The sequence below is a fragment of the Nonomuraea sp. NPDC023979 genome, from assembly GCF_040639085.1.
GTDB lineage: Bacteria > Actinomycetota > Actinomycetes > Streptosporangiales > Streptosporangiaceae > Nonomuraea > Nonomuraea ceibae.
This window is the reverse complement of sequence record NZ_JBEZZG010000034.1, coordinates 38,000-59,171: the sequence shown is the minus strand read 5'-3', so window position 1 is coordinate 59,171 and position 21,172 is coordinate 38,000. Positions and strand designations below refer to the sequence as shown.

The 21,172-nt window shown below is 71.5% G+C and carries 23 protein-coding genes; 9 read left to right on the top strand and 14 right to left on the bottom strand.

The window, feature by feature from the left end; genetic code table 11:
• Nucleotides 1–2 precede the first annotated feature (2 nt).
• Together AB0G11_RS39450 and AB0G11_RS39445 are read right to left on the bottom strand one after the other, a co-directional pair.
• Nucleotides 3–185: a hypothetical protein gene (locus AB0G11_RS39450; protein ID WP_219498838.1), complete on the bottom strand. Its 183-nt coding sequence runs from the start codon at nucleotides 183–185 to the stop codon at nucleotides 3–5.
• 31 nt (nucleotides 186–216) lie between these two features.
• The gene (locus AB0G11_RS39445) at nucleotides 217–681 is read right to left on the bottom strand and encodes a MarR family winged helix-turn-helix transcriptional regulator (protein WP_357591748.1); all 465 of its coding nucleotides are present in this window, start codon (nucleotides 679–681) and stop codon (nucleotides 217–219) included.
• Nucleotides 682–735: 54 nt separating this feature from the next.
• Between AB0G11_RS39445 and pip the strand changes: the two genes are divergently transcribed.
• On the top strand, nucleotides 736–1,683 hold the full coding sequence (gene pip, locus AB0G11_RS39440; RefSeq protein ID WP_219498859.1) for a prolyl aminopeptidase: 948 nt from the start codon (nucleotides 736–738) through the stop codon (nucleotides 1,681–1,683).
• Here pip and AB0G11_RS39435 read toward each other — a convergent pair.
• Complete coding sequence (locus AB0G11_RS39435; protein WP_219498861.1) at nucleotides 1,680–1,919, bottom strand: hypothetical protein; 240 nt, start codon at nucleotides 1,917–1,919, stop codon at nucleotides 1,680–1,682. The two genes, pip and AB0G11_RS39435, sit on opposite strands and share 4 nt — an antisense overlap.
• Before the next feature lie 44 nt (nucleotides 1,920–1,963).
• Nucleotides 1,964–2,473 (bottom strand): VOC family protein, encoded by a 510-nt coding sequence (locus AB0G11_RS39430; protein ID WP_219498864.1) that lies wholly within the window; start codon nucleotides 2,471–2,473, stop codon nucleotides 1,964–1,966.
• Nucleotides 2,474–2,599: 126 nt separating this feature from the next.
• On the opposite strand from AB0G11_RS39430, the gene AB0G11_RS39425 reads away from it, so the two are divergent.
• A complete protein-coding gene (locus tag AB0G11_RS39425) occupies nucleotides 2,600–2,788 on the top strand; it encodes a hypothetical protein (RefSeq protein ID WP_219498867.1) in 189 nt (62 codons plus the stop codon).
• Here AB0G11_RS39425 and AB0G11_RS39420 read toward each other — a convergent pair.
• A complete protein-coding gene (locus AB0G11_RS39420) occupies nucleotides 2,777–4,006 on the bottom strand; it encodes a saccharopine dehydrogenase C-terminal domain-containing protein (protein WP_219498883.1) in 1,230 nt (409 codons plus the stop codon). The two genes, AB0G11_RS39425 and AB0G11_RS39420, sit on opposite strands and share 12 nt — an antisense overlap.
• A gap of 81 nt (nucleotides 4,007–4,087) precedes the next feature.
• Here AB0G11_RS39420 and AB0G11_RS39415 point away from each other — a divergent pair, with 81 nt between their 5' ends.
• From AB0G11_RS39415 to AB0G11_RS39400, 4 genes are all read left to right on the top strand, one after another.
• Nucleotides 4,088–4,789 carry a TetR/AcrR family transcriptional regulator gene (locus AB0G11_RS39415; RefSeq protein ID WP_357591746.1) on the top strand — a complete coding sequence of 234 codons (702 nt, stop codon included), beginning with the start codon at nucleotides 4,088–4,090 and terminating at the stop codon, nucleotides 4,787–4,789.
• 71 nt (nucleotides 4,790–4,860) lie between these two features.
• Nucleotides 4,861–5,526 (top strand): DUF998 domain-containing protein, encoded by a 666-nt coding sequence (locus tag AB0G11_RS39410; protein WP_357591744.1) that lies wholly within the window; start codon nucleotides 4,861–4,863, stop codon nucleotides 5,524–5,526.
• Between the two features lie 56 nt (nucleotides 5,527–5,582).
• Entirely contained in the window at nucleotides 5,583–7,772 is a 2,190-nt protein-coding gene (locus AB0G11_RS39405) for a nitrate- and nitrite sensing domain-containing protein (protein ID WP_357591742.1), read from the top strand.
• 2 nt (nucleotides 7,773–7,774) lie between these two features.
• Complete coding sequence (locus AB0G11_RS39400) at nucleotides 7,775–8,146, top strand: DUF742 domain-containing protein (protein ID WP_219498896.1); 372 nt, start codon at nucleotides 7,775–7,777, stop codon at nucleotides 8,144–8,146.
• Here the strand turns inward: AB0G11_RS39400 and AB0G11_RS39395 are convergent.
• The 5 genes from AB0G11_RS39395 to AB0G11_RS39375 all read right to left on the bottom strand — a co-directional run bounded on the left by AB0G11_RS39395 (nucleotide 8,143) and on the right by AB0G11_RS39375 (nucleotide 13,400).
• Entirely contained in the window at nucleotides 8,143–8,715 is a 573-nt protein-coding gene (locus AB0G11_RS39395; protein WP_219498900.1) for an ATP/GTP-binding protein, read from the bottom strand. The genes AB0G11_RS39400 and AB0G11_RS39395 overlap by 4 nt on opposite strands.
• Nucleotides 8,696–9,058: a DUF742 domain-containing protein gene (locus tag AB0G11_RS39390; RefSeq protein WP_219498903.1), complete on the bottom strand. Its 363-nt coding sequence runs from the start codon at nucleotides 9,056–9,058 to the stop codon at nucleotides 8,696–8,698. Before AB0G11_RS39390 ends, AB0G11_RS39395 begins: the two co-directional genes overlap by 20 nt.
• The gene (locus tag AB0G11_RS39385; protein WP_049557807.1) at nucleotides 9,055–9,459 is read right to left on the bottom strand and encodes a roadblock/LC7 domain-containing protein; all 405 of its coding nucleotides are present in this window, start codon (nucleotides 9,457–9,459) and stop codon (nucleotides 9,055–9,057) included. Before AB0G11_RS39385 ends, AB0G11_RS39390 begins: the two co-directional genes overlap by 4 nt.
• Entirely contained in the window at nucleotides 9,456–11,525 is a 2,070-nt protein-coding gene (locus AB0G11_RS39380) for an ATP-binding protein (protein WP_357591740.1), read from the bottom strand. The genes AB0G11_RS39385 and AB0G11_RS39380 overlap by 4 nt, the downstream gene beginning before the upstream one ends.
• A 189-nt stretch (nucleotides 11,526–11,714) precedes the next feature.
• The gene (locus AB0G11_RS39375; RefSeq protein ID WP_357591738.1) at nucleotides 11,715–13,400 is read right to left on the bottom strand and encodes an FAD-dependent oxidoreductase; all 1,686 of its coding nucleotides are present in this window, start codon (nucleotides 13,398–13,400) and stop codon (nucleotides 11,715–11,717) included.
• A 255-nt stretch (nucleotides 13,401–13,655) separates the two neighbouring features.
• Between AB0G11_RS39375 and AB0G11_RS39370 the strand changes: the two genes are divergently transcribed.
• Nucleotides 13,656–14,312, top strand: a complete 657-nt coding sequence (locus AB0G11_RS39370) for a hypothetical protein (protein ID WP_357591736.1) — start codon at nucleotides 13,656–13,658, stop codon at nucleotides 14,310–14,312.
• Between the two features lie 81 nt (nucleotides 14,313–14,393).
• Here the strand turns inward: AB0G11_RS39370 and AB0G11_RS39365 are convergent, their stop codons facing one another.
• Nucleotides 14,394–14,999, bottom strand: a complete 606-nt coding sequence (locus AB0G11_RS39365) for a TetR/AcrR family transcriptional regulator (RefSeq protein WP_357591734.1) — start codon at nucleotides 14,997–14,999, stop codon at nucleotides 14,394–14,396.
• Between the two features lie 62 nt (nucleotides 15,000–15,061).
• Between AB0G11_RS39365 and AB0G11_RS39360 the strand changes: the two genes are divergently transcribed.
• On the top strand, nucleotides 15,062–15,469 hold the full coding sequence (locus AB0G11_RS39360) for a RidA family protein (RefSeq protein WP_219498917.1): 408 nt from the start codon (nucleotides 15,062–15,064) through the stop codon (nucleotides 15,467–15,469).
• A 26-nt stretch (nucleotides 15,470–15,495) separates the two neighbouring features.
• Here the strand turns inward: AB0G11_RS39360 and AB0G11_RS39355 are convergent, their stop codons facing one another.
• The 3 genes from AB0G11_RS39355 to wecB all read right to left on the bottom strand — a co-directional run bounded on the left by AB0G11_RS39355 (nucleotide 15,496) and on the right by wecB (nucleotide 19,342).
• Complete coding sequence (locus AB0G11_RS39355) at nucleotides 15,496–16,065, bottom strand: TOPRIM nucleotidyl transferase/hydrolase domain-containing protein (RefSeq protein WP_219498919.1); 570 nt, start codon at nucleotides 16,063–16,065, stop codon at nucleotides 15,496–15,498.
• Between the two features lie 43 nt (nucleotides 16,066–16,108).
• Nucleotides 16,109–18,145 (bottom strand): glycosyltransferase, encoded by a 2,037-nt coding sequence (locus AB0G11_RS39350; protein WP_219498922.1) that lies wholly within the window; start codon nucleotides 18,143–18,145, stop codon nucleotides 16,109–16,111.
• A 66-nt stretch (nucleotides 18,146–18,211) separates the two neighbouring features.
• A complete protein-coding gene (gene wecB, locus AB0G11_RS39345) occupies nucleotides 18,212–19,342 on the bottom strand; it encodes a UDP-N-acetylglucosamine 2-epimerase (non-hydrolyzing) (protein WP_357591732.1) in 1,131 nt (376 codons plus the stop codon).
• A gap of 173 nt (nucleotides 19,343–19,515) precedes the next feature.
• Between wecB and AB0G11_RS39340 the strand changes: the two genes are divergently transcribed.
• Nucleotides 19,516–21,081, top strand: coding sequence for a glycosyltransferase (locus tag AB0G11_RS39340; protein ID WP_357591730.1), 1,566 nt, complete (start codon nucleotides 19,516–19,518; stop codon nucleotides 21,079–21,081).
• Nucleotides 21,082–21,172 lie beyond the last annotated feature (91 nt).

The window sequence follows — 21,172 nt, the reverse complement described above, 5'->3', positions numbered from 1 at the left end:
GGTCAGACGGCGCACAGCTCCGGCTCGACGGGGGAGGGGTCGTCGAGCCCGTGGAGCAGGATCGCGGCCAGCTCGCGGCGCTGGACGCTGGTGAGCGTCATGGGGAGCACGATCGGCATCAGCTCGATCGCCCCGGCGGGCAGCTCCCGGACATGGCAGGGCAGGAGGGAGAAGGTGTGAACCACCCGCTCACTATCGCAGGCCCCACCGACAAGATCAGCCCGTTTTACCGGCCTCTGACGACAGGCGCTCGTGGAAGGGGCGGCGCCTGAGCGCGTCGGCGGCGGCCTGGAGGACGTCGGTGAGCGGCATGGGCAGCTCGGCGTCCAGGGCGCGTACGGCGCGCTCGGTGGCGGCCCACTCGGCCTCGATGGCGGGCAGCGCCCGGCGGGTCTGGTCGGTCAGGTGGACGATGCGGCGGCGGGCGTCGCTCCCCTTGGCGAGGGTGACCCAGCCGGCGCGGCGCATCTGCTCGACGGTCTGGCTGGCGGCGGAGTGGGTGACGCCGGTGGCGTCGGCGAGGTCGCGGATGGCCATCGGCCCGGCGGATGCCAGGGCGCGGACGGCGGGGGAGAAGCGCGGCCGATATCCCTCCAGGCCCTGCTCGGCGTAGGTGGCGGCGATGGCGGAGTCCATCAGGTCGTGAAGGTGGCGCAGCAGCGTGCCGAGGCTCGCGGTCATGGGGCTAATATAACAGCGCTGTTAGATCTGAGCCCCATCGGGAGGAGCGCGACCATGTATCCGCGAATTGACCCGTACGACCAGGGAATGCTCGACGTGGGCGACGGCAACCTCGTCCACTGGGAGGTGAGCGGCAACCCCGACGGCAAGCCCGCCGTCATCGTGCACGGCGGGCCGGGGTCCGGGGCCGGGCCGCGCTGGCGTGAATACTTCGACCCGGAGCGCTATCGGCTGGTCCTGTTCGACCAGCGCGGATGCGGGCGCAGCACGCCCGACGCCGCCGACCCTGACACCGACCTGTCCGTCAACACGACCGACCACCTGCTGGCCGACATGGAGCTGCTGCGCGAGCACCTGGGCATCGACCGCTGGCAGCTCTTCGGCGGCTCCTGGGGCACCACGCTGGGCCTGGCCTACGCCGTGCGCCACCCGGACCGGGTCACCGAGGTGATCATGTCGGGGGTCGCCACCACGCGCAGGCACGAGGTCGACTGGATCACCAGGGGCGTCGGGCGCTACTTCCCCGAGGAGTGGGAACGCTTCCGCGACGGCGTGCCGGAGAAGGACCGCGACGGCGACCTCGCCGACGCCTACGCGCGCCTGCTCGCCGACCCCGACCCGGCCGTGCGCGATCGTGCGGCCCGCGAGTGGTGCCGCTGGGAGGACTCCCACGTACGGGTGAACGCCGACCACAAGCCCGATCCGACGTTCGAGGACCCGGTGTTCCGGATGCGGTTCGTCCGGCTGGTGACCCACTACTGGCGCAACGCCGCCTGGCTGCCCGACGACGAGATCATCACCGGCGTCGAGCGCCTGGGGCACGTGCCCGGGGTCCTGGTGCACGGCCGGCTCGACATCAGCACGCCCCTCCAGACGGCCTGGGACCTGTCGCGGGCGTGGCCGGGCTGCGAGCTGATCGTGGTCGAGGGCGCGGGGCACTCCAACGCCTACGCGGGCGTCAGGGAGGCCCTGCTGGCCGCCACCGACCGGTTCGCCCGTTAACGGTCGTCGTCCTCGTCGACCAGGGTGTCGAGGGCGCGGGTGACGGCGTCGCCCAGCGGCCGGAACGCCTCGGTAAGGGCCTCGGCCAGCGGCGCGAAGATCTCGGTGACCTCGCGCAGGAGGTCGTCGCCCTTGTTCTCGGGAGGCGCCCAGCGCATCGCGTCGGCGCTCAGCGTCTCCCACTCGTCGACGACGCCGTCGATGGCGTCGAGCACGTGGTCGGGATCTCTCGGCATGACGTTCTCCAAGAGAAGGAAACTGGTCCTCCCACGGTAACCCGCTAGCCGGGGATCGACACCCCGACCCCGCCCCGGGTCTGCCCGCCGTATCGGGCCCGGTCGGCGGCCAGGTCCAGCGGCCGGATGCTGGACCGGGCCGCGAGCAGGGCCTCGTCGACGAACGCGGCGGGCACCAGCCAGGAGACCTCGAACTCCAGGCCGTCGGGGTCGCGTGCGTACAGGGCCTTGGTGGTGGCGTGGTCGGAGGCGCCGACGAGCGCGCCGAGCTCGCTCAGCCTGGCGGAGATGCGCTCCAGCTCGTCGAGCGTGTCGACCTCCCACGCCAGGTGGTAGAGGCCGACGGCGGTGCGTCCGGCGGGTGACGGGCCGGCGTCCTGGCCGATCTGGAACAGGCCGAGGTCGTGGTCGTTGGTCGAGCCGGGCGCCTGGAGGAAGGCCGCGCCCGGCATGCCCATGACGACCTCGAAGCCGAGCGCCTCGCGGTAGAAGGCGACGCTGCGCTCGACGTCCCGGACGTACAGGACGGCGTGGTTGAGTCGCTGGACAGGCATGACGGGCCCCTTTCGTTTTGTTCAAATTTAAATGAGGCGTCAACTAAGCCGACGCGAGAGCCGGAGCGCGAAAACTGTCGCCGGCACCCCGTAAGGTCTACGGCGGTAGCCGAGTGAGGAGACGGGATGCGTGAGACGGAAGAGGCGCTGTTCAGGGTGGTCCACTCGATCGCGGGGCGGCTGGCCGGCCAGCCCGTGCCCGTGGTGATGGACGCGCTGGCCCGGCAGCTCCCTCCGGCCCCCGGCATCAACCTGGCGGAGATCCGGCGCATCGCCGAGGAGATCAGCGTCGGCCGCGACCCGTCAGGCCTCTGACGGCACCTGCTCCCGCATCCGCCACGGCGACCCGTACTCCTCCAGCAGGTCCAGGAACGGGCGGGCCGGAAACGCCTCGGGGCCGAGCACGCCGGTGCCCTTCCACGCGCCGGTGGCCAGCAGCTCCAGCGCGACGACCGGGTTGACGGCGGTCTGCCACACGACCGCCTGGGAGCCGTACTCGCTCATCGACCACTGGTTGTCGACCACGTGATAGAGGTAGACCTCGCGCGGTGACCCGCCGCTGACGCCCTTCACCCAGGTGCCGGCGCAGGTCTTGCCGCGCATCCTGGCGCCCAGCCCGGCGGGGTCGGGCAGCACGGCGGCCAGCAGGTCGCGCGGCGAGACGCGGGCCGGGCCCTCCTCGGTCGGCACGGTCACCGGGTCGGTGCGGTCGAGGCCGAGCGCGCGCAGGGTCTTGAGCTTGGCGATGAAGTCCTCGCCGAGCCCGTACTTGAAGGTGACCCGGCCGGCGTCGACCCAGCGGGGCACCAGCAGCACCTCCTCGTGCTCGACGTTCACGCACTCCACCGGGCCGATGCCCTCGGGGAAGTCGAAGACCTCCGGCTCGCTGAACGGCTCGGTGGTGTACCAGCCGCGGTCCTGCTCGTAGATGAGCGGCGGGTTGAGGCACTCCTCGATCGTCGTCCAGATGGAGAACGACGGCGCGAACTCGTAGCCGTCCACGGTCAGGTTGGCGCCGTCGCGGATGCCGATCTCCTCGATCTCGTCGAAGAGCTCGTCGGCGGCGTAGCGGGCGAAGACGTCGGCGAGGCCCGGCTCGACGCCCATCCCGACGAGCGCGAGCCGCCCGGCGTCCGTCCACGCGCCGGCGCGGGCGAACTGCTCGTCGCCGAGCTTGACCCCGGCCTTCTCGTACGGCCGCTCGGGGTGCGGCCTGGACATGGACATCGCCATGTCCAGATAGTCGGCCCCGGCCGCGAGCGCCGCCTCGAACAGCGGCATCACGAAGCGCGGGTCGGTGGCGTTGAGCAGCACGTCGCAACGGTGCTCGCGGAGCAGGTCGGTGACCGCGGCCTGGTCGGATGCGTCGGCGCGCACGGCGGTGAAGCGGCGCGGGTCCAGCGGCGCAACGGCCGCCTCGGCACGGGACAGGTCGTAGTCAGCGACCACCATATGGTCGAAGAACGAGCGGCGGGTGGCGATGCGGGTGACGGCGGTGCCCACACCGCCGGCGCCCATGAGCAGAACACGCATGACAACTCTCCCCAAATCGGTGTTCTCCCAGGAAAGGCCAGTAGGCTCGTCAACGTCAATGGTGTTGGCATAAGGGGTGACATGGCCAAGCGAGTGGTTCCCGACGCGGCACGCCAGCGGCGCCGCCGCACCAAGGAAGGCCAGGTGCTCACCCACGACCTCATCGTGGAGACCGCCCTGCGCATGCTGCGCGAGCACGGCGCCGCCGGGCTCACCGCCCGGCGGCTCGGCCTGGCCTTGGGCGCCGACGCGAGCACGATCTACCGCTACTTCCGCGGCATGGACGACCTCACGCTGGCCATCGCCGACGAACTGTTCGCGCACGCCCTGACCGGCTGGCGGGCCACCGGCGACTGGCGCGCCGACCTGCGCAGTCTCGGCCTCAGCATCTACGACGCCTACCTGGCCCACCCGCAGGCGGCGGTGCTGACGGCCAGCCGGGTGGCGGGCCGGCCGCACGAGGTGGCGGTGGACGAGACGATCCTGGCGATCCTGCGCACGGCGGGCTTCCCCGACCCCGACGCGGTCCGGATCTACCACGCCTTCATCGACCAGGCGCTCGGCTTCGCCGTGCTGGACGCGGCCACGCTCGCCCTGCCCCCGGCCACGCGGGCGGCCGACGAGCAGGTCTGGCAGGCCACCTACGCCCGCCTGCCCGCCGCCACGCACCCGCACATCGCCGCCACGGCCCACCTGCTGGTGGCCAACATGAACGACAGCGCCTACCCGGCCGCGCTGGACCTGCTCCTGGCCAGTGCGACCGCGCAACTGGCCGCCCTCTAGGGGGCGCCTCAGGGACGGGTAGGGGGGAGGCCCGGATGCGCCGAGGGGCCTTCCGGCTGAAGGATTGCCCCATGTCCGCAGTCAAGAAGGCCTATCCGCTCATCGCGTGCGCCGCGATCGTGTTCGCGGTGTCCGGGGTGGTCGTGGGGCAGTTCGGCCCCGACCCGTACCTGGACCCGCTGAACGTGACCGTCAGCGAGTACGCCGTGGCCGACCGCGGGGGCGTCACGGAGGTCGCGATGGCGGTCATGGCCCTGGGGTCGCTGGCGCTGCTGGCGGGGCTGCGGGCGGCGGGGGCGCCGGTCAGGGGGATGCCGGAGCGGCTGATGCTGGTGTGGTCGGGGGCGCTGTTCGTCGCGGCCGTCATCCCGACCACGCCGCTCGGCGCGGACCTGGACGTGGCCGCGCAGGTTCACCGGTACGTGTCGGTGGCGGCCTTCGTGGCGCTGCCAGCGGCGGGGGCGCTGCTGGTGCCGAGGCTGGCCGCCGACCCGGTGTGGAAGCCGGTGGCCAGGACGGTGGAGTGGCTGGCGCTGGCGGGCGGGCTGGGGCTGCTGGCGATCACGTACGTGGCCCTGCCGGGGGAGCGGGTGATGATCGGGCTGGTCGAGCGGGTGCTGCTGGGGGCGGAGGTGGCCCTGCTTGCGGTGCTGGCCGCCTGGCTGGTACGAGTGGTGTGGATGGGGAAGACGGTAAATTTCCCGACATATCACAGATTTATCGCTAGTCGATCTTAAAACCGTGTCTTTCGGTGATATTGTCTCCCGCGATCTTCTATCCGGGAGCGGGTGTCATGGCATCGGGCAGATCCATCAGATTCAAGATCTCGACGCTGCTCGTCATCCCGTTGATCTCCCTGGTGGCACTCTGGGGCTTCGCCGCGAGCACCACGTCGAGAGAGGCGCTCAACCTCCTCAAGGTCGAGACCTTCTGGAACGGGATCATCAACCACGCCGACACCCTGATCGTCCAGCTCCAGGCCGAACGCCTGGCCTCCGCCGAGCTGATGTCCGGCGTCACCACCGACACCCGCAAGCTGGCCGACATCCGGGCCACGTCCGACGAGGTCAGGAAGCGGCTCAAGGACAGCGCACTGGCCGAGGACACCCAGGAGTCGCTCACCGAGGACATGAAGGTCCAGCTCCAGGCCGCACTCAAGGCCGTCGACGGGCTGTCGGAGATCCGCCGCCAGGTCGACGAGCGGGCGCTGTCCCCGCACGACCTGGTCAACCGGTACGCCGCCATCCCCGACGCCATCGACCGCCTCTACGCGGCCTTCACCGTCAGCACCGACGTCGAGCTGTCACGCCAGTCCCAGGGCCTCATCGCCGTCCAGCAGGTGCGCGAACTGCTCAGCCGTGAGCACGCGCTCATCGTCGCGGGCAACGGCGGCGACGACGAGCCGACCAAGTGGACGATGGCCGAGGTGCACATGCTGGCCGGCCTCGACGGGGCCAGGACCTACCTGTTCCCCAAGGCCCTGGCCAACCTCGACGCCGAGATGCGCGCCCCGCTGGAGCGGGTCGCCGCCTCCCCCCGCCACGCCACGATGGAACGGGCGCTGCAGACCTACGTCGCCGGCGACAAGGTCGACCTCCAGCTCTGGCGCGGCACCGTCGACCCCGTGCTGAAGGACTACACCGAGGCCGTCAACGCCGCCGGCGGCATCCTGCTGAGCCGGATGGAGCCCGCCGGCATGGTCGTCATCGTGCGGGCCGCCGTGGCCGGCGCGCTCGGCCTCATCGCCGTCGTCTTCTCCGTGTTCGTCTCGATCCGCGTCGGCCGGCGCGTCTCCCGCGAGCTGGCCGAGCTCCGCCACACCGCGCTCGACCTCGCCGAGATCCGGCTGCCCGAGGTCGTCGCCAAGCTGCGCTCCGGCGAGCAGGTGGACATCGCCGCCGAGGCGCCGCCCCTCACCGTGGCCGAGGGCGCGACCAGCGAGGTCGCCGACCTGGCCACCGCCTTCGACAGCGTCCAGCACACCGCCGTGGACGCCGCCGTCGAGCAGGCCAGGCTCCGCGAGGGCGTCGCCGAGGCGCTGCGCAACCTGGCCCGGCGCAGCCAGTCGCTGGTGCAGAGGCAGCTCAAGCTGCTCGACGAGATGCAGCGCCAGACCGAGGAGCCCGAGGCGCTGGAGCGGCTGTTCAAGCTCGACCACCTGACCACCCGCATGCGCCGCCACGCCGAGGGCCTGGTGCTGCTCTCCGGCGGCAGCGCCGGGCGCAGGTGGCGCGGCGTCATCCCGGTCGAGGACGTGCTCAGCGGCGCAGCCGGCCAGGTCGAGGACTACACCCGGGTCCGCGTCTACCCGATGCCCGAGTGCGGCATCGCCGGCGCGGCCGTGGCCGACCTCATGCACCTGTTCGCCGAGCTGATCGAGAACGCCGCCACGTTCTCCTCCCCGGGCAACGAGGTGTCCGTCCGCGGCGAGCTGGTCGGCAAGGGGTTCGCCGTCGAGGTGGAGGACCGCGGGCTCGGCATGTCGGACGCCGACCGCGACGCCGTCAACCGCCGCCTGTCCAGCCCGCCCGACTTCGACCCGGCGCAGACCGAACGACTCGGCTTCGCCGTCGTCGGCATGCTCGCCGCCCGCCACGGCATCAGCGTGACGCTCAAGCCCTCCCCGTACGGGGGCACCACGGCCATCGTGCTCGTGCCGGGCTCCCTGGTGCAGCCGATGCCGTCGCCCCAGCCGATGCAGCAGCTCGAATCCGTCTCGGTCTCGGTCGTGAGCAACGACACCGGGCCGGGAGAGCTGCCCCGCCGCGTCCGTACCAACAGGCGGAGCATCGAGCCGCGGCAGGAGGCGGGGCTGCCCAGGCGCGTCCGGCAGGCCAACCTGCCGCAGCAGCTCAGGCAACCGCAGGAACCCGCCGAGCCCGTCGAGGAGCGCTCACCAGAGGAGGCCAGGGCCCTGCTCTCCTCGCTCCAGTCGGGCTGGCAGCGCGGGCGTCAGGATACCGACCAGGATGGGGGAGCGTGATCGTGAGCCGCGAGCACGAGTGGGTTGACGACGAGGCCGGGCCCGTGGTCCGGCCGTACGCGGTGGCGCGGGGGCGCACCAAGGCCACCGCATCGCTCGACCTGCTGGCGACCGTGGCCCCGACGGGGCAGCAGGCGCCCGCGCACGCCGATCTCGGCACGCAGCACCGGCGGCTGCTCGCCTGCGTGGCCGCCCAGGCGCGGCCGGTCGCGGAGGTGGCCTCCGAGCTCAACCTGCCCGTGCAGGTCGCCCGGGTGCTCCTCGGCGACCTGCTCGGCTACGGCCTGGTGGCGGTGCGCGCGCCGATCTCCAAGGGGTCCTCCCCGACGGAGAGCCTCCTCAGAGAGGTGATCAACGGCCTGCGGGCGCTCTAGCCGGCGGCGGTCAGCGTCCGCAGCGAGTGCTCGACCAGGGTGATCATGACTTCCTTGGCCGAGGCGCGCCGCCGCACGTCGCACAGCATCACGGGCACCCCGTCGTCGAGGTCGAGCGCGATCCGCACGTCGTCGACGCTGTGCTGGTCGGCGCCGTCGAAGCAGTTGACCGCCACCACGAACGGGGTCCCGCGCTGCTCGAAGTAGTCGACCGACGGGAAGCAGTCGGTCAGCCGCCGGGTGTCGGCGATGACGACGGCGCCCAGCGCCCCGTAGGACAGCTCGTCCCACATGAACCAGAACCGCTCCTGGCCGGGCGTGCCGAACAGGTAGACGACCAGCCCCTCGCGGATCGTGATGCGGCCGAAGTCCATCGCGACGGTCGTGGTGGTCTTGGCCTCCACGCCGTCGAGATCGTCCACGCCGATCCCGCGGTCGGAGAGCACCTCCTCCGTGCGCAGCGGTTTGATCTCGCTGATCGAGCCGACCAGCGTGGTCTTGCCCACGCCGAACCCCCCGGCGATGAGGATCTTCAACGCGACGGGGTCCTCAGAGAGCACGGAGTCCATTGATCACTTCCTTGAGAATGCCCTCATTCGGGCGCGACCCAGCCGCTGCGGGGGCCGACACAGAGATGAGGCCGTGGTCACGCAGGTCGCCGAGCATCACCCGGACGACGCCGACAGGCAGGTCGAGCTCGACGGCCACGTCGGCCACCGAGATCGGATGACGTGCGACACGCAGGATGAGCGCCTGTTCGGGGCCGAGGTCTGCGGGAGGTTCCCCGACGGCGCTCACGGTGGCGATGAGATCGAGATTGTCCCCCGAGGACCTCGTGCGGCCGCGGATGAGGGCGTAGGGCCGGACGACCGGCCCCGCGTCCTCGTCCAGCCACCGCGGGGTCTCGCTCACGGTGTTGCTCGCGGATTGGTGGTGATGTGCTGGCCCACCCGCTTGACCAGCATCGCCATCTCGTAGGCGATGTGCCCGACGTCCACGTTGGCGTCGGCCAGCACCGCCAGGCAGGTGCCCTGCCCGGCCGCCGTCACGAACAGGAACGCCGACTCCATCTCCACGATGGTCTGGCGCACGTCGCCGCCGCCGAAATGCCGCCCGGTGCCGCGCGCCAGGCTCTGGAAACCGGCCGCCACGGCTGACAGGTGTTCGGCGTCCTCCCGGCTCAGGCCCTTGGAATGGCCGACGGCCAGGCCGTCGGTCGACAGGATGACGGCCTGCCTGACCGCGCCCACCCTGGTCGTCAGGTCGTCAAGCAGCCAGTTCAGCTCACCGGTGTTGGTCGTCGGCACACTCATGCCTCCCCCTCCTCGTTCACATCTTCTCGGGCACGTTGGGTTCCCCGCTGGAACGCGGAGAACAGGTCGCGTACCTCGTCGGGAGAGCGTTCGTTCTTCCGCTCAGGTCCCGGCTCGGACCGCTGGAGCCGGGATGAAAGGTTGGCCTGCCTGACCCGCCTTGGCAACCCCGCGTGCGTGCCGCCGCTCACGACGGCGAGGGCCTTCTTCCGGGTACGGCTGGGCAGGGCGGGCAGTTCGTCACCGGAGGCGGTCAGCTCCTCCTGGTCGGTGACGAGCGGGCGCGGCACCAGCAGGATGGCGGTGGTGCCGCCGAAGGGGGAGCGGCGCAGCACAACCTTGATGCCGTGCCGCTCCGCGAGCCTGGCGACCACGAACAGGCCGAGCCTGTCGCTGTCGGCCAGGTCGAACTCGGGTGGGTCGACCAGCAACGCGTTGTACGCGGCGTACTCGTCGGCCGACAGCCCCAGCCCGCGGTCCTCGACCTCGATCGAGTAGCCGTTGCTCACCCGGTCGCCGCGGACTTCGACGGCGGTGTCGGGCGGGGAGTAGATGGTGGCGTTCTCGACCAGCTCGGCGACCAGGTGGGTGAGGTCGGCGGCGGCCGCGCCGTCGATCGCGCCCGGGGGCATGGTGGCGACCGTGACGCGGGTGTAGTCCTCGACCTCGGCGACGGCGGCGCGCACGATGTCGACCACCGGCACCGGCTTGCGCCAGGCCCGGCCGGGCGCGGCCCCGGACAGGATGATCAGGCTCTCGGCGTGCCGCCGCATGCGGGTGGTCAGGTGGTCCAGGCGGAAGAGCTCCTCCAGCCGGTCCGGGTCGTGGGTGCGGCGCTGCATGCTGTCGAGCAGCGAGAGCTGGCGGTGCAGCAGCCCCTGCTTGCGCCGGGCGAGGTTGAGGAAGACCTGGCCGACGCCGCGCCGCAGCGCCGCCTGGCCGACGGCGGCGTGCACGGCCGTGCGCTGCACCGAGCCGAACGCCCTGGCCACGTCGGTGATCTCGGCCGAGCCGCTGACCTTGATCGGCTTGGCCTCCTTCTTGACGTTGACCTCCTCGCCGGTGCGCAGCCGCTCGACCAGGCCGGGCAGGCGCCGCTCCGACAGCTCGACGGCCGCCGAGCGCAGCCCGGCCAGCTCGGCGCCGAGCCGCCGGCCGAAGCGCACGGAGATGATGATGGAGGCGAGCACCGCGAGCAGTCCGACGCCGCCGGCCACGCCGATCTCGATCTTGGTAGTGGTCGCCCCGGAGGCCGCCCGCGAGGCCAGCGTGAGCGCCGACTCCGAGCCGATCCGGTCCAGCTCGGCCATCAGCCTGTCGGCCGCCGCCGCCCAGGACGGCGCGTCGGGGGGCGGCGCGCCGGTGCGGATGATCCGCGCCTCCATCGTGGCGAACGACTGGAACGTCTGGCTCTTGAACAGCTCCTCGTACGGGGCGCGGAACTGGACGTCGAGCCCGGCCTGGCCGCGCGCGTGCAGGAACTTGCGCGAGGACACGTACTCGGTGAAGGCCGCCGCCTCCGGCTCGGTGAGCTGCCGGTCGAGGAGGGCCGCCTTGATCAGCGCCCGCTCCCTGGACAGGAACTCGCGGGCGTTGCCCATCGTCTGCAGGGCGGAGGCCTGCTGGTAGATCGTCAGGTCGGGGACCGGGGTCAGGTGGTCGTAGAACCGGAACACCGCGTCGAGCACCCGGTTGTACTCGGTGAGCCCGGTCAGCCGCGAGCTGTAGCCGTCGTCGATGCCGTCGCGGATGGGGCCCAGCCGGCGCAGCTCGGCGTCGAGGGCGTCGATCTGGCCGCGCAGCTCGGCGCTGACCGCGCCGCCGGCCTCGGTGACGGCCTGGCGGAACTCGCCGAGCGCCTGGTCGGTCTGGGCGCGCTGGGCGCCGAGGTCCTCGGTGAGCTTACGGGTGGTGACCGCGACCATGGACCGCTCCCGTTCGGCCTGAAGCTGAAGCCCCAGGTCGGTGGAGGCGATGCCGATCGTCTGGTAGAGGGTGTCGCCGCGGAGGAGGGCCTGGCCGTCGCTCACGGTGAGGTTGAGCACGAAACCCCAGAGCGCGCTCAAGGACAGGAGGGGTAGCAGTAACAATAAAAAGATCTTGAACCGAATTGACCGGTTTTGCGAGCCCATGTCCCAACCTCGGAGTCGAGGGCATTTCACACCTTCGTGTAAATACACCTCCGGAAGATCGCACAGGAGACTAGCACCGATTATGCGTCTGGCGCAGGGGGAGCAAGGGGATGTTCAACGCGATTACCCGGCGAGGAGTTCCGTCACGGCGCGGTGTGCCGCGCTGATGGCCGCGTCGGCCCGCGCGCCCGGCACGGCGTCGGATCCGGCGATCGCGATCCGGCCGAACCGCCGCCGCGCGGCCTCCGCCGGCGACGGCCCGTCCGGATGGAACGGGTGCCACGGCCGGCAGTACTCCGGCGCGAACCCGTGCCCCCACCGGTAGACGGTGATCGCCTCGACGTCCCCCGCCGGGTCGAACCCGCTCCCGAGCAGCCGCCCGAGCTGGTCGCGCACGCCCTGCTCCAGCGCCGCGTAGGACGTCCTGAAGAGCTCCCGCCGCCCCGCCGCGGCCCCCTCCGCCGGGCCGAGCTCCGAGCGGCACGGCGCCGCCACCAGGTGCGCCCGCGTGCCGTCCACCTCCGTCGCCGTCCAGTACGCCCCCGTCCAGCGGGCCCGGCCCCGCCACTCCTGCGGGCGGCGCAGCCGTACCACGGCCTCCACCAGCGGCATCTTGACCGCCTGCCGCAACGCCGCGCGCTGATCGTCCGGCAGGTCCGGCACCAGGTACGGGATGACCATGTGCCAGCAGGCCAGGATCGCCGCCCCGGCGCGCACGGTCCTGACGGCGTGCCCGTCGAAGTAGCCCACGACCACCCCGGCCCCGTCGTCGCGCACCGACACCACCGGGCTCGACAGCCGGAACCGCGCCCCCGGCATGCGCCCGGCCATCCGCGCCACCAGCGACCGCACACCCCCGGTCAGCCGGTACGCGGGCCGCTCCCACTCCTGCTTGACCGTGGGCGAGTTGAACCGCGACGGCTTGCCCCGGTCCAGTCCGAGCCCGCCGAACCCCGGGTACGCGCTCGCCCAGGCGTCGATCGCGCCGAAGGCCCGCGTCCCGTAGCCCCAGGCCGCGCTGGACATCGTCCGGCAGAACCGCTCCACGTCCGGATGCGCCCGGCACACCTCCAGCAGGAACGCCGAGTACGTCAGGCCCGCCAGCCGCTCCTCCTTCTCCTCCTGCGACAGCCCGGGGAACCAGTCCGGCGGGTCCCGGTGCAGCCGCACCAGGTCCCGCCTGGCCTGCCCGGCGATCGGCAGCCGCCCGGCCCACGCCTCGACGTCGCCGTCCTGCCCGACCAGCACGTCGGACCCGAAGCTCTCCCGGTCGCACATCACGCTGTCGTACGCCCGCGTCCTGACCGTCGTCCCGGTGGACTCGGCGGGGACGCCGAGCTCCTCGACGAGCGCCCTGGCCTCGGGCGTGCGGATCACGGCCCCGGGCCAGCCGCCCGGCCGCAGCTCCTCGCCGCGCGTGTGGCCGCCGAGCTCGTCGTGGTTGTCCAGCACGAGCACCCGCGCCCCGGGCTCGCGGCGCAGCCACGCGTAGGCCGCGCTGACGCCGCTGACGCCGCCGCCGACCACCACCAGGTCGTACTCCTCGCCGGTGGGGGCGCCGGGGTCCGCGTACTGCCAGAACCGGCCGTCACGCAGCGCGTGCGGCACGCTGAGCGCCTGCGCGGTGTCGCCCCGCAGGCCGCCGGCCGGCCCGGTGAGCCCGGTGAGCCCGGCCGGTCCGGTCAGGTCCGCCGGGCCGCCGGCGGCGAGGGCCGCGTCCGGTGACGCCAGCATCGCGGCGCCCGCCGTCACGGCGACGCCGTCGAAGAAGTCGCGGCGCGAAATGGACGGTCCGGTGAAGTCACTCATCCCGCGATCATCGAAACTCCGGTACGAATGCCGCGTCATGCCGCGCAGAAGGCCGGGCAACATTTTGCAGGACCTGGTACCGGAAATTCCCCTTTGCCGCGCCGCAAAGGGCTCACTGACCAGGGCTTACGCGACAAAGCCTCACAATTTCGCGTTGCCCGGCTCCGGCACTCGGACTTCCCTTAGCGTTTATCCAATGCCGTGCCGACGAATGGAGCGACCATGCTCAGGGCCCTTTCCGCAATATGTCTCACCATGACCGCCATGACCGCCATGACCGGCTGTTCCGCCGACGAGCCCCCCGCCCAGAGCAAGCCCGAGGCCGCCCCGCCCGCCGCCTCCACCGCGCCCCAGGCAGGCAAGCTCCGCACCGCCCTGCTCCCCGCCCCCAAGGGCATGCGCGTCGCGTACGGGCCCGAGATCGGCACCTTCGGCAGCCTGAAGTCCGTCAAGGAGGGCCTGGCCGCCGTCCGCCAGACCAAGCTCGACCGCCCCGAATGCGCCGGCGCCACCCAGCTCGACCCGGCCAAGCCCGAGATCGCCGGCGCCCCGGCCGCCGTCATCGCCTTCGCCTCGCCGCGCGGCTCCATCACCCAGGCCGTCGTCGAGCTCCCGCGCGGCGCCTTCCCGGTCGCCCTCCCCAAGCAGTGCACCGCCTACCACGCCGACGTGCAGGGCACCAAGGTCACCTACCGCACCCAGCACCTCGCCATGCCGCGCCAGGGCGACGAGTCGCGCGCCTACCTGACCACCGCCACCGGCGGCGACCGCAACGCCCAGATCGGCTCGGTCGTCATCCGCCGGGGCAACGTCGTGATGAGCCTCATGGTCGTCGGCCAGAAGGTCAAGCGCGCCGGCCTCATGGAGCTCGGCCGCCTCGCCGACCACAACCTCTCCCGCGCCACCGCCTGACCAGACCCGAACGGGGTGAGGGCCGGGCGGGGTGAGGACCGGGTGGGGTGAGGTCCGATCGGAGGGTGAGGGCCGGGCGGGTCAGGGGTGCCAGCCCTGTTCGACCGATCGGCGGCAGCGGTCGGGGGTGTCGCCGGCGCTGACGAAGAGGGCGGTCAGCAGGGGGACGCCGTGCGCAAGGGTCTGCGGCGGCAGGGGGCCGGTGGCGACCAGTGACACCAGGCCGTGTCCGATCATCCAGCTCTGCGTGGCCAGCTCCAGCGGGTCGACGCCGGCGCGGAAGCGGCCGGCCGCCCGGGCGCGGTCGACGCCGGTGACGAGGCAGTGCAGGGTGTCGTCCGCGGCGGCTGCGTCCGCCAGCTCGAAGCGGGCGTCGAACATCACGCGATACAGGTCGGGGCAGGCCAGGGCGTTCGAGAGGTAGGCCGCGCCGAGTGCCGCGAGGTCGCGTACGGGGTCGTCCGTGGGGGTGACGGCGGCGAGGCGGGCGGCGAGCCGGGTGAAGCCTTCCTGGCGCATCGCGGTCCACAGGCCGTCCATGCCGTCGAAGTACGTGTAGACGGCCATGGTCGACACGCCGGTGCCGGCGACCAGGGAGCGGAGCGTGACGGGCTCCCGGGCGGCGAGCATCTGGGCCGCCCGGTCGATGAGCAGGGAGCGGATCGCCGGGTCCTTCGTTCGCGCCATGTCCCCACAATACATAGCGCTGCTATGTTATGAGCGGATGCCCGACGAGCGAAGGAGCAGGGATGAGCGTGACGCTGGTCAACCCGGACGGGTTGCCGAAGCCGGAGGTCTACCGCCAGTTGTCGATCGCCAGCGGGTCGAGGCTGGTGTTCCTGGCCGGGCAGGTGGCGCGTGACGCCGACGGGACGCCGGTGGGCGCGGGGGACCTGGCGGCCCAGGTCGAGCAGGCGTACCTCAACATCGGCACGGCGATGGCCGCGATCGGCGGGTCCTTCGACGACGTGGCCAAGCTGACCGTCTACGTCGTCGACTGGACTCCCGACAAGATGCCGCTGCTGGGTGAGGGCGTCGCCAGGGCGGCGGCCAGGCTGGGCGTCGACCCGGTCAAGCCGATCACGCTGCTGGGCGTGGCGGCGCTGGGCGAGCCCGACCTGCTGGTGGAGGTGGAGGCCACCGCCGTCCTCGACTAGGACGTAAACAGGCGTACCAGGACGTGCTAGGACTGCCGGATGTGGGCCAGGAGCAGGGCCAGGGGGCGCGGCACGCGGTCGAGGTCCAGGGCGTCGACGAGCAGGCTGGAGTAGCGGATCTTGCGGCCGCTGCCCGACCCCATGAACCGGCGGAGCTGGTCGTGTGTGTTGCCCGCGCGCCAGGCGGGCTGCCGCTGGAGCGTGCGGAACGAGCCGAGGTCGCCCTCGGCGTCGATGACCCGCTCGACGGCGTCGGTCCCGAGCGCGCGGATGAGCTCGTCCTCCAGGTCGGCGACGCAGACGAAGAACCCGAGCGCCTCCAGGCCGTCGCGGCCGAGGTCGGCGCCGAGCCCGGCGCGCTCCAGGGCCTTGCGGAAGTCGCCTTCCTCCCCGGCGTCGCACAGACCGGCCAGGCGGAGGCCGAGCCCGGCGGGGCCGTACTTGCCGACGTAGGCGCCGATGTTCGTGGCGCCGCCCATCGCCACCGGGGAGACGCCCTCGGCGGCCAGGTCGAGGCCGTGGCGCCGGGCCAGCGCCTCGACCGCCGCCCTGTCGCTCTCGCCCTCAAGAAGGATCACGGTACGCGTGTTGCTCACGGGCCCAGCCTCGCACCGGACCCGGAGGGATTCATCCCCTTTATCAGATGAGCACGTGGTCGTCCGGCCGCCCGACGAAGGAGAACTGGGCGTTGCGGGTCAGCTTGATGTGGTCCGCCTGCCAGGTGTGCATGGAGGCGTCGGCGCTGCGCCAGTAGACGAAGTTGAACCGGTCGGCCGAGTAGATCTTGACCCCGTCCTCCTTGAGGCGGCGGACCAGGTGGGTGTCCTCGCCCCGCGTCAGGTCGGGGAACTGGTAGGAGCGGAACATGTCGGCCTTGCCGAGGAACGAGCCGCCCTGCACCAGGAACGAGTAGCGGTGCTCCAGGCCGGGCAGGCGGAGCATCGTGGTGTTGGTGCCCTCGAAGTAGGAGTAGTGGGCGCCCTTGCCGGTCAGCTCGGCGTCGGTGTAGTCGAAGGAGCGGGCCAGGTCCGACAGGTAGTGCTCGCCGTACAGGTTGTCGTCGTCCATCTTGGCGATCAGCTCGCCCTCGGCGGCGTCGATGCCCAGGTTCATGCAGGCGCCGAGCGAAAGCTCGGGGGCGGCGGGCAGGACGACGACGTCGGTGATGCCGGCCATGCGGGCCTTGTCGGCCACCACGACGGGGTCGATGTCGAGGCCGTGCAGCACCATGACGAGCTGGAGCGGCCGGTGGATCTGCTTGGCCACCGAGGAGATCGCGTGCTCGATCTGCGAGGCGCGGTTGGTGGGCAGCACGACGGAGATCGACCGGGTGCGCGGCGTGACGGGGCGGCCGAGAAGCTGGAGGATCTGGTCCACCCGGTGCGAGAACAGGTGCTTGTCGAACACCTCGCGCATCGCCAGGTGCCCCATCCGGGCGCGCAGCTCGGGGCTGTTGATCAGGTGCAGGACCTGGTTGTACGACTCGATCGGCTCGCGGGCGATGGGGACGAGGTCGCCGAACGTCTCCTCGATGGCCCGGGACCAGCCGGAGACGACCGGGGTGGCGCAGGCCGACAGCTCGAAGACGCGCCGCGCGCACATGGTGGGCGAGTCCAGCACCGAGTTGACGTTGAGGAAGACCTTGTACATCCGGTACGCGGCGAGCATCTGGTCGTAGGGGAGCTCGCCGACGATGTGCGGGCGGTACTTCTCCGGCCAGGCGTACTTCTCGTCCACCTCGCCGTTGCGGGCGAAGATGTGCAGGCCGAGCTCGCGGACGGGGTCGAGGACGATCTCCATCTGCTCGCGGCGCTCGGGGTGCTTGTCGCGGAAGTACATGCCGCCGAAGACGACGTCGTGCAGGCGGCCCTGCTTCTGCTGGATCGGGTTGTGCACGCGCGGCTGCGCCGCGAACTGCAACACATCAACCCGATCATGTCCCAATATTTCGCGATATTTCGGCACCATGTCGCCGTCGCACGTGAACACGTAGTCGAACAGCTTGGCCGTGTCGATGAAGAAGTCGAAGTTGGGCGGATCTTCCTTGTTCCAGAAGACCGTGGGAATGCCCTCCGCCTTGCACCAGGCGACCAGCTCCCGCAACGGCTCCTTGGGCGCGTTGGTCCCGGTCATCTGGTAGCGCCAGCGCCCCTGGTTGCCGTGCCAGGCCGACTCGCAGAACAGCAGGTCGGGCCGCCGCTCGGCGAAGATCTCCGGCCAGTCCTTGAGCCCGAACTCGATCTGGTCCCATTCGTAGCGGAACGCCATCCTGGAGAAGTCGTCCAGGATCACGGCCACCTTCAGGTCCGGCCGGTTGACCGGGCCGAGCGGCCACTTGACCGGCGGGATCTCGACCCGGGGCGGCCGCTTCCCGGCGGCCTCGACGACCTCGGTGACCGGGACGGGCGGCTTGGGGGCGCGCTCGCGGGAGCGGACGGCGTCGAGCACCCTGCCGGGGCTCTTGGACCCGATCGCCTCGCCGAGCTTGAACGTCCGCTTGGCCTGGGTGGCCTCCAGCTTCCAGGTGGCGTAGGCGGCCTTGGCCTCGGCGATCTCCAGCCGCCTGCGCAGCTCCACGACCTCCGCCTCGTAGCGCTCGACGACCTTGCGCTCCTCAGGCAGCCAGTTGACGGGACCGAGCCGCTGGAACGCGGGCTCTTCTGGGGTTTCGGCCATGAGGTATCGCCTATCGCTCTGCGGAGGATTGTCATAGTACGGCGGACACCGTACGAAATGGGGGTTTTACTCGGATCGGGTCCCCTGGGCGGCGGGCGAGAGGTTGTCCCCCTTCAGCCAGGCCGAGATCACCCGGGCGATGCGCGGCCCGGCGGCGCCGTCCCACAGCGGCGGCAGCTCGCCCGAGGGCGTGACCGCCCCGTCGGCCAGCGCCTTCTCGGCGGCGGCCGGCAGCAGGGCCGGGGTGACCAGCCGGTTGGTGCCGTGCGTGATCGTGACCGGGCGCTCGGTGTTGGGCCGCACGGTCAGGCAGGGCACGCCCAGCATGGTCGTCTCCTCCTGCACGCCGCCGGAGTCGGTGACGACCAGCGCGGCGCCCCGTACGAGTGAGAGAAAGTCCACATAGCCCAGCGGGTCGACCACCTTGATCGACGGGCCGTCCACGAGCCCCGCCTCGGCCAGCCGGGTGCGGCCGCGCGGGTGGATCGGCACCACGATCTGGATCTGCCGCGACACCTCCAGCACGGCCGAGACCAGCTCACGGGCCGCCTCGGGGGTGTCGACGTTGGCCGGGCGGTGCAGCGTCGCCACGGCGTAGCGGCCGGTCAGGCCCAGCCGCTCGACGACCGGAGCCGGGTCCAGCGACGGCAGCGCCGAGAACAGGCTGTCGATCATCGGGTTGCCGACCAGGTGCACCTTGGAAGCGGGCACGCCCTCGGCCGCGAGGTGCGACAGCGCGTCAGGGGAGGTGGCGAACAGCAGGTCGGACAGGGAGTCGGTGACGATCCTGTTGACCTCTTCCGGCATGCCGCGGTCGAACGAGCGCAGCCCCGCCTCGACGTGCGCGGTGCGGATGCCGAGCTTGGCGCAGACGAGGATGGCGGCCAGCGTCGAGTTCACGTCGCCGTAGACGACCACCAGGTCGGGCTGCTGTTGCTCGAACGTCTCCTCCAGGCCGACGAGCAGCGCGGCGGTCTGCTTGGCGTGGCTGCCGGAGCCGACGCCCAGGTTGGCCACCGGCTCGGGCAGGCCCAGGTCGGCGAAGAACACGTCCGACATCAGGGCGTCGTAGTGCTGACCGGTGTGGATGATGCCCTGCCGCACGCCGAGCTCGCCGAGTGCTCGCACCACCGGGGCCGCTTTCACGAAATTGGGACGAGCGCCCAGAACGTGCAGGACCAGGGGGTTCTCCCTCATTGACCTCGCCTTTCATAGCGGAAGGGAAAAAACGCTGCCTATGGTACGGTCACCGCGTGGCATCCGACGCCAGTCGTCAAGACTCCTCAAAAGTTTCCGCTGGGGTTTCCGCGAAGTCTGCCCGTGCCGGCGTCGGTGGACTTCTGAAGGGCTTCATCCAGCATCCGATCATCGTGACCCGCGTCGTCGTGACGAAGGTGCGGGCCGATCCGGTCAGGGCCGCCCAGGCGGCGGCAGACGCCATGCCGCCGCGCCTGCGTCCGGTCGTGGGCAGCGTCGCCTGGCCCGCCGCGCGCAAGGCCCGGCACATCGCCCGCAAGCTCGGCATGCGCATGGTCCGCGCGCCCTGGGACGAGGCCAAGGAGCACTGGAACACCGGCCGCGTCAGCCAGGCCGGTGACGTGCTGGAGCCGTTCGTCAAGTACCCGTTCGTCAAGCGCCGCTACCAGTACTACCGGGGCGAGCTGGCGGCGATCAGTCCCGACCCGATCCCGCCGGGCCCCAAGGTGGCGATCCTGGAGCGGGTGGCCGGGCGGGTGGTCCACCTGGTCACCAACGCGCTGCCCTACACGCAGGCCGGCTACACGGTTCGCACCCACCGCATCGTCACCGCGCAGAAGGCCGCGGGCCTCGACCCGCACGTGGTGACGAGCTGGGGCTGGCCCATGCTCCAGGGCCACGCCGACGCCTCCCCGTACGAGGAGATCGACGGCATCCCCTACTACCGCCACATGCCCGACGGGCACGGCGAGGTGCCGTTCGAGATGCACGGCCGCATGGTGAGGGGCGCCGACTCCGTCACCACGCTGGTCGCCCAGCTCCGGCCGCAGGTGCTGCACGCCGCCACCGACCACCGCAACGGCTCGGTGGCCCACGCGGTGCGCGAGCGCACCGGCACGCCGTTCGTGTACGAGGTGCGCGGGTTCCTGGAGGAGACCTGGGCCTCGCGTGACCCGGTCCGCATCGGCAGCCAGCGCCACGTGCTCCAGCGCGAGCGCGAGGCGTTCCTGATGAACGAGGCCGACGCGGTCGTCACGCTGGCCGAGACGATGGCGGCGGAGATCGTCGAGCGGGGCGTGCCCCGCGAGCGCATCCACCTGGCCCCCAACGCGGTCGACGACGCGCTGCTGACCGCCCACTACGACGGGGCGTCGTTCCGCCGCGAGATGGGCATCGGCGACAAGGAGATCGTCGTCGGCTCGGTGTCCAGCATCGTCGCCTACGAGGGATTCGCCACACTGCTGCGCGCGGCGGCGCTGCTGCGCGACGAGGGCGCCCCGGTGCGGGTGCTGCTCGTCGGCGACGGCACCGAGCGGGCCAACCTGCTGGAGCTCGTCGAGGAGCTGGGCCTGACCACGGCGATCCTGCCCGGCCGGGTCGGCCCCGACGAGGCGCTGCAGGCCCAGGACGCCATCGACATCTTCGTCTGCCCCCGCGAGGACCTGCGGGTCACCCGGCTCGTCACGCCGCTCAAGCCGGTCGAGGCGATGGCGCTGGGCAAGCCCGTGGTGCTCAGCGACCTGCCGGCGCTGTCCGAGCTCGTCGGCTCCGACGGGGCGGGCATGCTGGTGGCGCCCGGCGACCCGGAGGCGCTGGCCAAGGCGCTGGCGGGGCTCGCCCAGGACCCGGCCAAGCGCGCCGAGATGGGCGAGGCCGGACGGGCGGAAGTCGCGGCGAAGCGCACGTGGAGCCGCGTTGCCGAGACATATCAGGCTCTCTACCGATCGCTTGCCGAATGATGACCTACGGATTGGCTGTCTGTTGTGACGGGTTCGGTCGCATTAGGCGTGAGCTAGGTGGACTTGAGATAACCTTTGCGACCATGAAGTG